This is a genomic window from Limnobaculum parvum (genome assembly GCF_003096015.2).
Lineage (GTDB): Bacteria > Pseudomonadota > Gammaproteobacteria > Enterobacterales > Enterobacteriaceae > Limnobaculum > Limnobaculum parvum.
In genome coordinates, this window is record NZ_CP029185.2 from 2,445,926 (window position 1) to 2,460,013 (window position 14,088).

Here is a 14,088-nt window from a genome sequence, read left to right on the forward strand (position 1 = left end):
ACAGCACTTACTGTTTAATATGTCCGATTGTCACGTCGACAGTTTCTTTACCGCTGAATGGATGAATATCACTTTCCCCAACCAAACGCTGGGTATCAGCCTGATCGTTACTGGTAATGGTCGCCTTCACTTTCACCTGCTTTAGGTTGGAAAGTAAACGTGCGGGCATCATCGAATTACTGTCATCTAATAACAATTCTAACGGAAATTTATCTAACGGCAATTGTTTAACTGCCACCGGTATTGGCGATTCACCATCCATTACCGCTATCATGACCCTTCCCTGTGCAGGTAAATGCGAGGTCATTTCTGGCGATAATACCAGTTTAACCGCTAATCGATAGCCGTTAGAGGTCACCTGAGCTTTAGCATAGGCAAGGCTACTTTTAATCACATCAATACCTTTGTCATCCGCAGGCAGCAGCGTTAACACCTTCTCCCAAGCCATAATCGCTTCATTGAAATTACCCTGACCAAAAGCATTCATCGCTAATGCCGACAGTGCGTCGGTATTATTGGGTTCCACCTTTAGGATATTTTTCAGCATATCGCTGGCCTGCTGAATATCATTCGGGTTATTAGAACGCGTCAGCAATTTAGCGTAGATGATCTGAATATAACTATCTTTTGGCGACAGCTGATGGGCTTTTTCATAAGCCTGTAATGCCATCTCACCATCGCCCAGCTTCAATCCGGCTAGTCCCAACATCGTCCAGTCACGGACATTGCTAGGGTCGGAAAGCAGCTCGGTACGCAAACCCAGTCCAAAGCGCGCAATATCTTCCGCAGCCACCAGTTGACCGCTATCTGCTTTCTGACGTAGCTCCGGCAACATTTTCATAATCTGCTGCCACTGCATCACCTGCGCTAAGCCACCGGTATGAAAATAAAGCCCCAGCGATACCACAACCAACAATAATACGCCGGGTATCAGTGCCGTCTTGCCAAGTGGAGTCTGTTTCACCGCACGTTCACTTTCCGGGATATCTTCCAGCAAATTATGCTGTAGCTCGGCGATCATGGTGTCTCGCTCACCAATAACCCCCTGCTCTTCATCGGCACTTAACTCTGTCAGACGCTGCTGATAATATGCTTTGTTGATGGCATCACGGTCGGTATCTGCGTTAGGGTCCGGCTGGCCCAGCGTTGGCATAATCAGCAACGCCGCAGCAATAACCAGTAATACAATAATTGTCAGCCAAAATGCGATCATGATGTCTTCCTGCCTTTAGCGTCTGTTTTATCGTTAAGTAGTTGCTGTAATCGTGCTTTTTCTTGCTCCGACAGAGTCTCAGGCTCAGCCCATGAAGCGCTGACTTTACGACGACGAGATAGCATCACAATCGCACCAGCGCCAATCACCACACACAGCACCGGAACTAACCACAAGAAAATGGTGGCTGGTGTAACCGGTGGTTCATAAGTGACAAAATTGCCGTAACGGGCGACCATATAATTGATAATATCCTGCCGTGACTGCCCTTGCTCCATCAGTTCATACACCTTTTCCCGCATATCCGTAGCGATGGGGGCATTTGAATCAGCAATGCTGTTGTTTTGGCACTTAGGGCAACGCAATTGCCCTGTCAGCTCACGAAACTGCTGCTCCTCTTCCACTGACTTAAAGTTATAAGTATCAATGGCAGCGTGAGCAAAAAAGGTCACCACCAGACCAAATAGAATAAAGGAAATACGCTTAAACATTATGAACCGCTCCCCTGATATTTAATCCAAAGGGGTTTAATTTCGTCTTCCCAAATACGATCGTTAAGGTCACCGGCATGGCGATAACGCACAATGCCGTCGCCATCAATCAGAAACGTCTCCGGAGCGCCGTAAACACCGAGATCCAGCCCCAGCATGCCGTTGTTATCATACAAACTTAACGCATAAGGATTGCCCAAATCGTTCAGCCATTTGATGGCTTTATTGCGCTCATCTTTATAATTCATACCTACTACGCGGATCCCCTGAGCCGACAGCTTATTTAAAAACTGATGTTCGGCATAGCAGGTTGGGCACCATGTTGCCCAAACGTTTAACAATATGGGTTTGCCATCATGCAACGCAGCCTGATCGTAGATTTTTCCCGGGATATCCAGGGATTCCAGCTTAAATTTTGGTACCGGTTTACCTATCAGCGCCGATTCCAGAGTCGTTGGATCGTCACCTTGGGCATTACGCTGTAGCTGCACCATAAACGCCACAACCAGCCCCAGAAAGACAATTAATGGAATAAACAATAGCTTCTTATTCATATTGTCTCCTCACGGGCCAATGATTTCTTAATCCGGTAACGCGGGTCCAGAATACACAGCAGACCACCAAACGCCATAAACAAACCACCGAACCAAATCCAGCGGATAAACGGTTTATAATAGATACGGACAGCCCAGGCTCCGTCATTAAGCTGTTCACCCAATGCGGCATACAGATCCCGTGTAATACCACCATCAATGGCGGCTTCGGTCATCATACTGCCAGCCACTTTGTAGTAGCGCTTCTCTGCATGCAGAGAAGCCTCAGGCTTACCTTTACGAGTAATTTTCAACTCACCGGCACCGCCGGTATAGTTTGGCCCAGAAATTTCGCGAACATCAAGAAAAGTGAACTTATAATCATGAATCATGATGCTATCACCATCTTTCATGCGCACATCACGTTCCACACTATAGTTCTGGCTAAAGGCAATACCAAATACGGTAACTGCCATACCTAAGTGAGCGATGACCATTCCCCAATGACTGCGGGAAAGTTGGGTTAACCCTTTAAAGAAACTATGACGATGTGTGGCACGCTCGTGCAACTCCATCAGTGTCAGTACCACCACCCAGATGGACATCATCAGACCCAATACGGTCATAGCCATAATCTGGTCCTGCAACAGCCACGGTAAGGCAAATGAAGCAGCCAGTGTAATAATCAGGGCAACGATCAGGCGTTTTAACAGTTTCGATGGCTCATCACGACGCCAGCGAACCAATGGAGCAACGCCCAATAACAGGGAGAATGGCACCATCAGCCAGATAAACATGGAGTCAAAGAATGGCGCACCCACCGAGATTGAACCTAATCCCAACTGTTTATGCACCAGCGGTAACAGCGTGCCAAGAAGAACCACCAACATTGCCGCCATCAGCAGAATATTGTTGCTCAATAAGAAAGATTCCCTAGAGAAAAACTCATGACGAGCTTTGGTCTTACTCACTCGCGCACCGTTTACGGCATAGAGCAATAAAGATCCACCGATCACCACCACGAGGAACGCCAGAATAAACATACCGCGCGCCGGATCCGAGGCGAAGGAGTGAACAGAAACCAGAATGCCGGAACGCACCAGAAAAGTGCCTAACAGACATAGAGAAAACGCAATAATCGCCAGTAATACGGTCCAGGCTTTGAAAGTGCCTCGTTTTTCCGTTACGGCTAGGGAGTGCATTAATGCGGTACCGGCAATCCATGGCATTAATGAAGCATTTTCTACCGGATCCCAGAACCACCAACCGCCCCAACCCAACTCGTAATAAGCCCAGTAAGAACCCAGCGCGATACCCAACGTCAGAAAAATCCATGCGGCAGTGGTCCACGGGCGAGACCAGCGGGCCCAGGCTGTATCCAAACGCCCTACCATCAGAGAAGAAATAGCAAACGCAAAGGCTACGGAGAAACCAACATACCCCATATATAACAGCGGCGGGTGGAAAACCAGACCGATGTCTTGTAACAGCGGATTCAGGTCTCGCCCATCAATAGGGAACATCGGTAACGTACGGGTAAACGGGTTGGAGGTCAGAATAACAAACAGCAGGAAACCAACATTAATCATCCCCAAAACTGACAGCACTCTAGCTACCGCATCCAACGGCATTTTGCTACTCAAAAGCGCAACAGCCGTTGTCCATAATGAGAGCAGAACGATCCACAGCAGCAGGGAACCTTCATGCGCCCCCCAAACCGCCGCCATGCGGAAATAAACCGGAAGCTGACTGTTAGAGTTAGTGGCGACATAAATAACGCTGAAGTCATTAATAATAAAGGCATACACCAGACAGCCAAAAGCCAGCAAAGTAGTAGCCAGTACGCCATAGGTCAAAGGCCGGGCAACGGCCATCATGCGAGCATCTTGTTTATAAGCACCCAATAACGGATAGATGCTTAATAGCAGCGCCAATGCCGTTGCCAGCGCCAGCGCAAAATTCCCAAGCTCAGGTATCATTTAGCATTCCCCTGAGCCGCTGGTTTATTTTTATAGTCGGCCTCAGGACGATGATGATTCTCTTTCATCGCCTCTTCCACTTCTGGCGGCATATAATTTTCGTCATGCTTGGCTAATACTTCTTTAGCATTAATCACATTGTTCTCTTCAAATACGCCCTGAGCAACCACGCTTTGTTCTTCACGGAACAGGTCTGGCAGAATACCTTCATAGTGAACGTCGATTGCCGCGCGAGCATCGTAAACTTTAAAGCTGACTTTAAGCGAGTCTGGATCGCGTTTTACCGACCCTGTCATCACCATGCCGCCAATACGTAACCGCTGCCCCGGTTCAGGTTTAATTTTTTCTTCACCTTTACCGTAGACGATTTCACCCGGGGTGTAAAACAGGTCGATATTGGAACGCAGGGCATACAATACCAACGAAATCGTCACTGCCATTCCAACCAATACGGCAAGTGCCAAATACATTCGGTTCTTACGACGCGGATTCATAGGCTTGCCTCCTGCTTATTCTTTGCATTTTCGATTCGGGCTTCGCGAGATTTACGACGCTGAATTTCCGTTAATAATTGTTTCCGCTGCCATCGGGTATGCCAAACCAGTGCCAGTAGAGGGATCAAGGTTGCCGCCACGGCCAGCCAGACAAAAAAGCCATAACCGCCCATTGCAAAAAATTCCTGCCATGAAGAAAATGCCGGTGTCATTTGCCAATCCCCTTACTAACCAGTGACTCAACCCAAGGTTTCTGGCGGTCATGAATAAGAATCAAATTACGTAACCGCATGAGGGTTAACGTAATAAAGAAGAAGAGATAACCAAAAATAGAGAGTCTCAGCGGTGCTCTCATGCTCGGGTCAACGGTTTGTTGCATATTGGTTGAGCCCTGATGCAAAGTATTCCACCACTCCACCGAAAAATGGATTATGGGTAAATTCACTACGCCAACCAGCACCAGAATGCCAGCGGCGCGCCCGGCCAAGCGTCGATCGTCAAAGGCGTTATAGAGCGCGATAGCGCCTAAATAGAGGAACAACAGAACCAGTTCAGACGTTAGGCGAGCATCCCATACCCACCACGTTCCCCACATTGGTTTTCCCCATGCAGAACCGGTCGCTAATGCGATAAAGGTAAATACAGCACCAACCGGCGCCATAGCGGAAGCCACCATATCGGCCGATTTCATTTGCCATATCAGGCCGATAAAAGCAGCGATGGCCATGGAACCATATATTCCCATCGACCAGATGGCGGCCGGCACATGAATATAGATAATCCGGAAGCTGTCACCCTGTTGGTAGTCTGATGGGGCAAAACCAAATCCCCATATCCAGCCAGCCAATAAACTAATAACACCAGCAATCGCCAGCCAGGGAATAAACTTACCGCAGATTCGATATAACGTCTCTGGTTTCGCGAGGGAATGTAGCCACTTCCACATAGTCGTTTATGCTCACACTTGGTTGTAATTAAAATAATCAGTTAATAACAATTATGCTTGTTATTGCACACTTACCCGTAAAGCGGCGGAAGCGGCAAAAGGTGCTAACGTCGCGGTTCCTGCCAAAATAGCGCCTAAAATGGCCAAATAACCATTAATTGGCAACGACATCGAAGCGGCATCAATCGCCGAAGTCGCAAAAATCAATACCGGAATATATAACGGCAGTATCAGTAAACTCAGTAAAACCCCGCCTTTACGCAGGCCAACGGTTAACGATACACCAATTGCGCCAATAAAGCTTAAGGTTGGCGTTCCTAACAGTAAGGTCAGCACGACGGCTTTCCAAGTTGCGTAATCAAATGACAGCAACAGCGCCATCAGTGGCGATAAAATAAGTAATGGCAAACCGGTTAACAGCCAATGAGCACATACTTTTGCCAAAATGGTCAGTGGCAGAGGCACGGGCAACAGCATTAGTTGTTCCAACGAGCCATCCAGAAAATCATCTCTCAGTAGCCGTTCCAGCGAGAGTAAAGAAGCCAGTAGCGCCGCAACCCAAACCACACCTGGAGCTATACGCGATAACAACTGCGGCTCCGGCCCAATGCTTAATGGGAACAGTGTTACTACAATTAAAAAGAACCACAGTGGGTTAATAATCTCAGAGCCCCTGCGAAAAGCGATTTTCAGCTCACGGTGCAAAATCGAAACAAACATCAGCGCCACACCCCGCCATCAAGCTTAATTTTACGAATCGGGCAGCGGGTACTCATCATATCCTGATGGGTGGTCAGTATCACAATACCGCCCTTTTCTGCATGTTGTTCAAACAGGCGCGTTAAATGCTCTACGCCCTGTTTATCGATGGCGGTTAATGGCTCATCCAGAATCCACAATGGTGCATCACTCAGCCACAAGCGCGCCAACGCGACCCGACGGTGCTGACCGGCAGAAAGCTGCGCGACTGGCACATCTTCATATCCCACTAGCCCAACTTGTGATAGCGCACTCCAAATGGCATTTGAATCTTTTTTACCGGTGGATTTCTGGAAAAATGAAAGGTTCTCAAACGGCGTTAATACCGCCTTAACACCCGCATGATGACCAATATAGAGAAGAGAGTGATGATAACTATCGCGATTGCGGCGCGTTGATTCGCCCTGCCAAAGGATATCACCACCATCACTGCTGGCTAATCCGGCAAGAATGCGTAACAGGCTGGTTTTCCCTGCACCGTTAGGCCCTTCAATCTGGACTAGCTCTCCGGGATGAATAACAAAACTCAGCTCAGTAAACAGAGCTCTTTCGTCACGGATACAATTCAGTCCTTGCGCTTCCAACATCGTATTACACATAACTCTCAATTGGTAAAAATTGGCTTTATCATACCACAGCCTTTTAGCGGCTCGTAGCTTCACACCGAACGGTAATGTACCTAATTGTGAGTAAAATACGGGCTCAGATCAAACACTGATTGGGAAACTAGAAGGAATGTGAACTACATCTAAAAACCACCAATCACAGAAATGAAAGAAACAATCAACCTACTTATTTAATTTGAAAACAAATCAAAATAACACTTCACCATGTGCACCAATATGTACACTCCAAATTCATCTTTATGTTGCCCTCCTTAAATTACTGTGTTTATATACAGTAAAATGGCTTATGGATGATAAGTCATTCCAATTAATGGAGACTAACTATGCGTGTAGAAATCACTATCGATAAACGAAATCAGAAACAGTTACCAAGTGATGGTCTTGCTGTCGTGGAAAATGAACTACAAGAACGATTATCAAAAAAATATCCGGGTACCGGTATTCGAGTCCGATTTTCATCTGCAACGAGTATTAGCGTTACTGGCGGTTCTAAAGATCAGTCCGCGGCGGTTAACAAAATCGTTGAGCAAATGTTTGAAGAATCAGAAGAGTGGATGTCGAATTAAAGGGGATTTGACAGTAACACATGGCACTCTGATATACCCCTTTCCAGCACAACCTTCACTACCGTTAATAACCGGTGTGCCAGTAACCTTTGTCGCCTCTCGGTCAATCGCTTTTCCTGCACATTTGCAATTTCATCAACCTATAGTGGCATAGTTAATTTGACCACTACAGGTTGCTGAATAGAGGAAAAACACGATAAGATAGAAAAGAAGAGAAAAAGATAGAAAACCTCACAAAAGAAGTCTCCGTAGTTAAATGGATATAATGAGCCCCTCCTAAGGGCTAGTTACAGGTTCGATTCCTGTCGGGGACGCCATTTCAATGTCAACCCATATCACCCCATCTCAATAAAATCCCTTTAAAATGCGGCTCGCATCGAATCAATAGTCAATCATTGGCAACCGAAATCTATTGGTTACAATGATCTTTTGAGGGCATAATGTGGGCATAATTAAAAATCACCGTGGAATTGTGCCCACATGCTGACAATTAAACAAATTGATTCATCAAAGCCTAAAGACAAGGCATACCGACTTGCTGATGGTGAGGGGCTGTTTCTTTTTATCCCACCAACAGGAAAAAAAGTTTGGAGGATGAGATATAGATTCGAAGGAAAAGAAAAAACTTTGGTTATCGGACCTTATCCTGAAATCAGTCTTGCTGATGCCAGGGCAAAACGTTTTGAAGCAAAAGTAAAACTCTCCAGCGGCATCGACCCATCTGAGCAAAAACAGGTATCAAAAAGGCAAGAGAAAATAGCTGACGCTGATTCTTTTTCTGACATCTTCAATGAATGGTATTTAAACAAATCTAAAGTATGGTCGATTGGCTATGCTGAAGAAATGAAGGACATGTTTGATAAAGACATTCTTCCAGTTATTGGACACATGAAGATGGAAGAAATCGAGCCCATGGTAATGCTTAAAGTGATTCGTCTTTTTGAGAATCGCGGCGCAATGGAAAGAGCAGATAAAGCAAGGCGTAGATGCGGGGAAGTGTTCAGATATGCCATTGTTACAGGTAGAGCTAAATATAACCCAGCACCAGATCTGGTTGATGCCATGCAGGGATACCGGAAGGCAAACTACCCTTTTCTCCCTATGGAAGAAATTCATGGTTTTAATCGTGCTCTGACCGGATATGGCGGCAGTATTATAGCGAAAATAGCCACTCAAATTTTGCAATATACAGCTCTCAGGACCGTAGAGTTACGTTCAATGGAATGGGATAAAATCGACTTTGACAACAAAATTATCACAATCGAACCCTCGGTAATGAAAGGCCGCAAGCAGCACATAGTCCCTATGTCACAACAAGTTATAGATTTACTGAAATTCCTTAAAGCCATTACGGGACAATATAAATTAGTCTTTGTTGGACGTTCAAACCATAACAAGTCAATCAGTGAAAACACTATTCTTGGAGTAATACGCCGTATAGGGTATTCAGGAAGGACATGTGGACACGGATTCAGGCACCAATTTAGTACTGTGTTAAATGAAAAACACTGGCATAAAGATGCCATAGAGGCTCAATTAGCTCACGTAAATAGTGAAGGTACGCGCGGAATATACAATCATGCTAAATATTTAGAAAAGCGCCGGGAAATGATGCAATGGTGGGCAAACTGGATTGATGAATTGGTTGAATAGCATATTATCTACACGGCTTTAAATTAGCCATCCAGACACCCATTTAAAGATCTTGTAAGTAGAGGAAACTTTTTGTTTCCTCTTTTTTTATCCATAATCAATAATACGAATGAGAAGCATTTATGAAATTAAAATCTACTCGACTAAAAAGAAAAGTGCCACACTTAACCATCACCTGTGATTTACCGATTTTTAAACCTTTCATTACCCTGCTGGCAAATGTGATAGAACTTCATCCTAAGGTCTTCAGCATTACACTCAATTACAACAATACTGACTATACGGCAAAATCGGGCGGTTACCGCCCTGTTGAGATTAGACTGGAAAGGAAACAGGATAATCGCTGGCATATTTGTTACGTAACTGAGTTTACCTATATAGCGACACCATTTGGCCACGAATCAACTTATGCCATTGATTTTGACTTTAGCCGGGGCATCGGTTACCAGTTAGGTATGACTTCAGAACCTATTGCTGCCTACGGGCCACTGTTTAGCCTCTGGCAACGTAACTTCTGTCGTTACCATTCCTATGATACCTATCAGTGCAAAATCAGCATTGAGGAAGCATAAAAACGTACAGCCGTTATTTATCATTATGTTCCACACTATCCTTATCTACTCTTTCATCAGTCCTTTTAGCGGCATCTAACCATAACAGTCATCCTACCGAATACCGTTCATTTATATAAATATGAACTGAGTTAGCCAAAATAAATCTTCAATATTGACGAATATTAAGAATATTCCCCCGGTTAAATAGCGTTTAGCTGTTTTTAACCTCATTGATCGTCATGAACGATCAATCTACATGATGTGATCGGTACAAACGATCAATCCCAAATTCGTGAATTGATAGACTGATGCCATTTAAAACTCCGTCAAAAGGAAAGCCTTATGAATGATGAATCTGGCATTGATATTGTTAGGTCCTGCCTGGATATTTTACCTAAGTCAGTCAGTGACAAAATCATTGATAAATTGAAACACTCGGTTAACTACGAACCTGTCATCGGCGTGATGGGAAAAACGGGGGCCGGAAAATCCAGTTTATGCAATGCCATATTTCGCAGCAATATCTGTGATGTCAGCGATGTCGGCGCTTGCACCCGGGAAGTTAAGCGAATGAAGCTGACCTTTGGCAAACGGTCTCTCATTCTGATTGATATTCCCGGCGTTGGTGAAAGTCAGGAGCGTGATGATGAGTACAGGCAGCTATACCGTTCACTACTACCTGACCTGGATATTGTACTGTGGGTATTAAAAGGGGATGACCGGGCATTCTCATCGGATGAATACTTTTATCACCATGTGATTAAAACCAGTCAGGAGGGAGATAACAAAATTATTTTTGTCTTAAATCAAATAGACAAAATTGAACCCTACCGGGAATGGGATACAGAAAATAATTGCCCCTCCCTCTCCCAACTTCAAAATATCAAAGAAAAACAAGCCTATGTTGAAAAATGCTTTGATTTCCCCAGAAACCACATTGTTGCCGTATCCGCAAATGATAAATACAACATTGATTTATTGGTTGAGGAAATCATTCGATGCCTCCCAAAGCATGCCAAAAGCAACGTCATCGCACAGGTCGATCCCAAAAACAGAACCGGCCAGGCAGTCACAGAATCAAAAGAGGCTTTCGGCGACGAACTCGGTAATTTCATTGATAACTTATTAGACGTTATACCGCTGCCTTCTCCTGTTAAAACAGTGCTAAAAGCGAGCAAAAGTAAGGTGATATCAACAGCTAAAAAGGTGTGGGGATTCTTCTTTGGCTAATAACTCACCTAATCAAAAAAGCTAATAAACATTAGCTATTTTGAAAATAATCATTTTTACAATGGAAAGGAAATTCAAACATGAAAAAGCTTATCCCATTAATATTAATACCTTTACTACAAGCATGCGGAGATGCAGGTTCGGATACTGAACTTCCTACAATAAAAGCGAAGTCTGCCTATACATGTTCGCAATATAACGAATATAGAATTCATGGTGATAAAAGATCACAGAGCAACATAAAAAATGCAACTATTCAACAGTTAGATGCAATATACACAGGAAATACACTGATAGAGAAATACTATCAATCTCTGTTCAGTCGGAATAGGCAGGTAAATCTTAATAATATGAAAGATGACATAATTTACGATATGGCACTTGATAAAAAAATAGATGATATCTGTTTAAATTCAACTGATAGTAATCTTACTGATGCAATAACTTCAGCAATAAATAAGTTATACGTTGAAATGTCAAATCAACCACAATTAGCGACTTGTCAATCTTATATCGAGAACAAGATCAGTTATAAAGATATATTAGTTAAAGCTACTGAAGAAAAATATTATAGAATTATTAACCCTGCCAATAAAATCACTCATACGCAAGGTTATGGTGAAGAATTTATTGAAACTAAGTTAAAAGAGAGTTGTTCCAAATCCCCACAAAAAAGGCTTTGGACTATAGCTGAATGGGTTGTGTCTTCTTATGAATTTGAAATAAGCAAGAAAGAAGATGCTCAGCAAAAGCAAGAACAAGAAAAAGCGCGACTCAAGTTTGAACTGGAAACTTATGGTGTTTCTTTATTTAAAACGGGGAATGCGGATTGCCGAGACTATCAAACTCAGTATGAAAAGAGCCAACAACCGGGTGAGCATCAGGCTCAGTATAAAGCAGCCTTGCTCAGTACGCTGACTGACGCGGGAGAATTACTGACGCCTCGTCAACGAGTTGTGTTCGATAAGCTACTTGCTGATAACCCTGAAGGATTTGCGGCTGCATTACTTGAAGCGACGCGTAGTGGACATTTAGGGAGCAGCCCATGCTACAAAGAACGTAAAGGGGAACGGAGAAAAGGCGTTGAGTTAAAGGACGCAATCGAGTCTATGGACAACATCCCAGCGGCCATAGAGCCTAAGCCATTAACTCAGAATCAGCTTGTACCACTAGGTCGTTAATGTATTAGGGTAATTAGGACAAGAAGTATTATTTTCACGCTATAGATCACTTCCCGTGAGGGTATAACCCCTCATGGGGTTATACCCTCTTTTTTATGCTCAAAAGAGGACAATATCATGCCAAACTGGTGTGCCAATCATCTGGATATCACAGGTGAACCATCTCAGCTTAAGGCGCTGGAAGACTGGCTAACGGGTAAATCCCCACTACTGGCCTATCAACGAGCCATTTATCAAAGCATCAAGCTTCTGGTTGCCGGTTGTGCCGGAATACGGGTACCAACCCTCCTGGAGCATGAAACTCAACCAGTTCAGTGGCATTTTCCACCACTGCCTCAATTAGTATCACCAGAAACTACTGGCGTATTTAGTCCCGAGGATCTTGCGTTTACCCGTTGGTTAAAATTACTAAAATGTAACCCGGCACTGGATAAACATTATTGTCAGGTGATTGAACGCTATTGGCAACAAAGTGGCCTGAAGGATATACGCTGGGAGAATCTGACCGATGCACAACAAGAAACTGTTAATACACTGTTTCATAAAAAGTACGCGGACTGGTTTGGCACTTTAGCCTCTGTCTGATGATGATCCAGACCGTGAGCGCTGGCGTAATTTTCAGCCCAGGAGCAGTGGTTATGGTTTGTACCTTGATTTATATGGTATCAAATCTCCCGAAGCTTATAACCTGCACTATAACCGACATAGTACAAGCAATATGACCGTGGATTTTGACAGCCCCTGGAGTCCACCCAATGATGCAGTCATGGAAGCCTTAGGCAAACGCTTTGATTGCCAACTGGTACATTATTATTGTGAGGAAGGCGATTGTTTCTGTGGGCGAGGAGAATATGAACAAGGTACTCTGATTGAAAGAGTCTGTGATGAACTGGTGTACGGGGAAATGGATGACGAGGGTATGTCTGAAATCATCGGTCCGGATTATATTCTGGAGAATATCAGCCATTTTGGCGGTTAATATACGATGAGCTCAAAAGAGCCCGGAAATCACTTCAGGCTGAAAGGATGACTTTACCATAGACCGTATTACCCAACTGACAAAGTCGAATAATAACGTCATGATCTACCTGAATATGCAGGTTTAGTTTATACAAAGATAGACCGCCTCAGGCTCGCTGGTTAATCTCCATGACATAACGGATCAAGTCTTCAGCATTCCCCTCAAAGACCCGTCCCCGATGCTGAATTTTATTTGATGTCGGATAAAAACAAATTTTTCCGTCAGATGTCGGAATGACCATAGTTTGATTCAACGGATATTCAATATAAGAAATAGAACTGTGCATAAGCAGTTCTATATTCTTATTTTTTCTTTCCTTTTTTAGCGTTTCTAACGCCATCATTTCATCGTTCGTCATTTTATCTATTCCCTGACAAAACACACATCATCATTATGATAAGACATCCATCCCTGCTTTTCTAGCGCACCGTCAACCGCCGCAATATCGCCCTGCCTTCCGGCATAAAGTAGGTACCGAAGCGTACCAGCCCTATTTCTTTTAGATGGCAGGTTAAGGTGTAGCTGAGGATCATCTCTTTTCCGCCGGGCTCCAGCGTCAGTTCAACGTCATACAGGCGCGGTTCGTACTTGAGCAACGTATGCTGGATAGCCCGCATCAGGCTGTGGGCTGATGACGGCAATTCCTGATAAATCAGGCTGAGATCGGGTAAGCCATAGTCCGGCAGATATTTAATCGCGCCAGCCCGGCTGTTGAGGATACGTTGAATGTTGTCCATCACGCTGAGGATGGTTTGCGTCTGTTCATTCACCTCATCCACCGCGATACCCGATTTAAAATTCCCCATCAGGGATTCATACAGTGACGGTCCCATCGTGACTCC

Annotated in this window: 18 protein-coding genes and 1 tRNA gene; 8 read left to right on the top strand and 11 right to left on the bottom strand. The window is 44.3% G+C overall.

Features of this window, described 5'->3' with window-relative positions; genetic code table 11:
* Positions 1 to 7: 7 nt before the first annotated feature.
* From ccmI to ccmA, 9 genes are read right to left on the bottom strand one after another with little or no spacing between them, the layout of a single operon-like run.
* Positions 8 to 1,213, bottom strand: coding sequence for a c-type cytochrome biogenesis protein CcmI (gene ccmI, locus HYN51_RS10305; protein WP_230513967.1), 1,206 nt, complete (start codon positions 1,211 to 1,213; stop codon positions 8 to 10).
* Complete coding sequence (locus tag HYN51_RS10310; protein WP_108899947.1) at positions 1,210 to 1,704, bottom strand: cytochrome c-type biogenesis protein; 495 nt, start codon at positions 1,702 to 1,704, stop codon at positions 1,210 to 1,212. The genes ccmI and HYN51_RS10310 overlap by 4 nt, the downstream gene beginning before the upstream one ends.
* Complete coding sequence (locus tag HYN51_RS10315; RefSeq protein ID WP_108899948.1) at positions 1,704 to 2,258, bottom strand: DsbE family thiol:disulfide interchange protein; 555 nt, start codon at positions 2,256 to 2,258, stop codon at positions 1,704 to 1,706. The genes HYN51_RS10310 and HYN51_RS10315 overlap by 1 nt, the downstream gene beginning before the upstream one ends.
* Positions 2,255 to 4,216 carry a heme lyase CcmF/NrfE family subunit gene (locus HYN51_RS10320; RefSeq protein WP_108899949.1) on the bottom strand — a complete coding sequence of 654 codons (1,962 nt, stop codon included), beginning with the start codon at positions 4,214 to 4,216 and terminating at the stop codon, positions 2,255 to 2,257. Before HYN51_RS10320 ends, HYN51_RS10315 begins: the two co-directional genes overlap by 4 nt.
* The gene (gene ccmE, locus HYN51_RS10325) at positions 4,213 to 4,710 is read right to left on the bottom strand and encodes a cytochrome c maturation protein CcmE (RefSeq protein ID WP_108899950.1); all 498 of its coding nucleotides are present in this window, start codon (positions 4,708 to 4,710) and stop codon (positions 4,213 to 4,215) included. The genes HYN51_RS10320 and ccmE overlap by 4 nt, the downstream gene beginning before the upstream one ends.
* The gene (gene ccmD, locus HYN51_RS10330) at positions 4,707 to 4,922 is read right to left on the bottom strand and encodes a heme exporter protein CcmD (RefSeq protein WP_108899951.1); all 216 of its coding nucleotides are present in this window, start codon (positions 4,920 to 4,922) and stop codon (positions 4,707 to 4,709) included. The genes ccmE and ccmD overlap by 4 nt, the downstream gene beginning before the upstream one ends.
* Entirely contained in the window at positions 4,919 to 5,656 is a 738-nt protein-coding gene (locus HYN51_RS10335; RefSeq protein WP_108899952.1) for a heme ABC transporter permease, read from the bottom strand. Before HYN51_RS10335 ends, ccmD begins: the two co-directional genes overlap by 4 nt.
* A gap of 60 nt (positions 5,657 to 5,716) precedes the next feature.
* Complete coding sequence (gene ccmB / locus HYN51_RS10340) at positions 5,717 to 6,376, bottom strand: heme exporter protein CcmB (protein ID WP_108899953.1); 660 nt, start codon at positions 6,374 to 6,376, stop codon at positions 5,717 to 5,719.
* Positions 6,376 to 7,002: a cytochrome c biogenesis heme-transporting ATPase CcmA gene (gene ccmA / locus HYN51_RS10345; protein WP_108899954.1), complete on the bottom strand. Its 627-nt coding sequence runs from the start codon at positions 7,000 to 7,002 to the stop codon at positions 6,376 to 6,378. The genes ccmB and ccmA overlap by 1 nt, the downstream gene beginning before the upstream one ends.
* A gap of 362 nt (positions 7,003 to 7,364) precedes the next feature.
* Here ccmA and HYN51_RS10350 point away from each other — a divergent pair, with 362 nt between their 5' ends.
* The 8 genes from HYN51_RS10350 to HYN51_RS10385 all read left to right on the top strand — a co-directional run bounded on the left by HYN51_RS10350 (position 7,365) and on the right by HYN51_RS10385 (position 13,204).
* Entirely contained in the window at positions 7,365 to 7,607 is a 243-nt protein-coding gene (locus tag HYN51_RS10350) for a DinI-like family protein (RefSeq protein WP_108899955.1), read from the top strand.
* A gap of 242 nt (positions 7,608 to 7,849) precedes the next feature.
* Positions 7,850 to 7,924: transfer RNA gene (locus HYN51_RS10355), tRNA-Arg, on the top strand.
* Positions 7,925 to 8,087: 163 nt separating this feature from the next.
* The gene (locus HYN51_RS10360; protein WP_108899956.1) at positions 8,088 to 9,260 is read left to right on the top strand and encodes a tyrosine-type recombinase/integrase; all 1,173 of its coding nucleotides are present in this window, start codon (positions 8,088 to 8,090) and stop codon (positions 9,258 to 9,260) included.
* A gap of 122 nt (positions 9,261 to 9,382) precedes the next feature.
* Complete coding sequence (locus HYN51_RS10365; protein WP_108899957.1) at positions 9,383 to 9,832, top strand: DUF2787 family protein; 450 nt, start codon at positions 9,383 to 9,385, stop codon at positions 9,830 to 9,832.
* 324 nt (positions 9,833 to 10,156) lie between these two features.
* Complete coding sequence (locus HYN51_RS10370; protein WP_108899958.1) at positions 10,157 to 11,044, top strand: GTPase family protein; 888 nt, start codon at positions 10,157 to 10,159, stop codon at positions 11,042 to 11,044.
* Between the two features lie 80 nt (positions 11,045 to 11,124).
* Positions 11,125 to 12,225, top strand: coding sequence for a hypothetical protein (locus tag HYN51_RS10375; protein ID WP_108899959.1), 1,101 nt, complete (start codon positions 11,125 to 11,127; stop codon positions 12,223 to 12,225).
* Between the two features lie 117 nt (positions 12,226 to 12,342).
* Entirely contained in the window at positions 12,343 to 12,810 is a 468-nt protein-coding gene (locus HYN51_RS10380; protein WP_108899960.1) for a DUF1281 domain-containing protein, read from the top strand.
* A 58-nt stretch (positions 12,811 to 12,868) separates the two neighbouring features.
* Entirely contained in the window at positions 12,869 to 13,204 is a 336-nt protein-coding gene (locus HYN51_RS10385; protein WP_108899961.1) for a DUF1281 family ferredoxin-like fold protein, read from the top strand.
* Between the two features lie 148 nt (positions 13,205 to 13,352).
* Here the strand turns inward: HYN51_RS10385 and HYN51_RS10390 are convergent, their stop codons facing one another.
* Positions 13,353 to 13,604 carry a hypothetical protein gene (locus HYN51_RS10390; RefSeq protein WP_108899962.1) on the bottom strand — a complete coding sequence of 84 codons (252 nt, stop codon included), beginning with the start codon at positions 13,602 to 13,604 and terminating at the stop codon, positions 13,353 to 13,355.
* Between the two features lie 61 nt (positions 13,605 to 13,665).
* Positions 13,666 to 14,079: a type VI secretion system baseplate subunit TssE gene (gene tssE, locus HYN51_RS10395; protein WP_108899333.1), complete on the bottom strand. Its 414-nt coding sequence runs from the start codon at positions 14,077 to 14,079 to the stop codon at positions 13,666 to 13,668.
* Positions 14,080 to 14,088 lie beyond the last annotated feature (9 nt).

What these genes read in the sequence shown, in the direction of transcription:
- HYN51_RS10350 (WP_108899955.1), top strand. Translation starts at nt 7,365, where the DNA reads ATGCGTGTAGAAATCACTATCGATAAACGAAATCAGAAACAGTTACCA.
- HYN51_RS10335 (WP_108899952.1), bottom strand. Translation starts at nt 5,656, where the DNA reads ATGTGGAAGTGGCTACATTCCCTCGCGAAACCAGAGACGTTATATCGA.
- HYN51_RS10370 (WP_108899958.1), top strand. Translation starts at nt 10,157, where the DNA reads ATGAATGATGAATCTGGCATTGATATTGTTAGGTCCTGCCTGGATATT.
- HYN51_RS10365 (WP_108899957.1), top strand. Translation starts at nt 9,383, where the DNA reads ATGAAATTAAAATCTACTCGACTAAAAAGAAAAGTGCCACACTTAACC.
- ccmA (WP_108899954.1), bottom strand. Translation starts at nt 7,002, where the DNA reads ATGTTGGAAGCGCAAGGACTGAATTGTATCCGTGACGAAAGAGCTCTG.
- HYN51_RS10310 (WP_108899947.1), bottom strand. Translation starts at nt 1,704, where the DNA reads ATGTTTAAGCGTATTTCCTTTATTCTATTTGGTCTGGTGGTGACCTTT.
- HYN51_RS10380 (WP_108899960.1), top strand. Translation starts at nt 12,343, where the DNA reads ATGCCAAACTGGTGTGCCAATCATCTGGATATCACAGGTGAACCATCT.
- HYN51_RS10315 (WP_108899948.1), bottom strand. Translation starts at nt 2,258, where the DNA reads ATGAATAAGAAGCTATTGTTTATTCCATTAATTGTCTTTCTGGGGCTG.
- ccmD (WP_108899951.1), bottom strand. Translation starts at nt 4,922, where the DNA reads ATGACACCGGCATTTTCTTCATGGCAGGAATTTTTTGCAATGGGCGGT.
- ccmI (WP_230513967.1), bottom strand. Translation starts at nt 1,213, where the DNA reads ATGATCGCATTTTGGCTGACAATTATTGTATTACTGGTTATTGCTGCG.
- HYN51_RS10320 (WP_108899949.1), bottom strand. Translation starts at nt 4,216, where the DNA reads ATGATACCTGAGCTTGGGAATTTTGCGCTGGCGCTGGCAACGGCATTG.
- HYN51_RS10375 (WP_108899959.1), top strand. Translation starts at nt 11,125, where the DNA reads ATGAAAAAGCTTATCCCATTAATATTAATACCTTTACTACAAGCATGC.
- ccmE (WP_108899950.1), bottom strand. Translation starts at nt 4,710, where the DNA reads ATGAATCCGCGTCGTAAGAACCGAATGTATTTGGCACTTGCCGTATTG.
- HYN51_RS10360 (WP_108899956.1), top strand. Translation starts at nt 8,088, where the DNA reads ATGCTGACAATTAAACAAATTGATTCATCAAAGCCTAAAGACAAGGCA.
- HYN51_RS10390 (WP_108899962.1), bottom strand. Translation starts at nt 13,604, where the DNA reads ATGACGAACGATGAAATGATGGCGTTAGAAACGCTAAAAAAGGAAAGA.
- tssE (WP_108899333.1), bottom strand. Translation starts at nt 14,079, where the DNA reads ATGGGACCGTCACTGTATGAATCCCTGATGGGGAATTTTAAATCGGGT.
- ccmB (WP_108899953.1), bottom strand. Translation starts at nt 6,376, where the DNA reads ATGTTTGTTTCGATTTTGCACCGTGAGCTGAAAATCGCTTTTCGCAGG.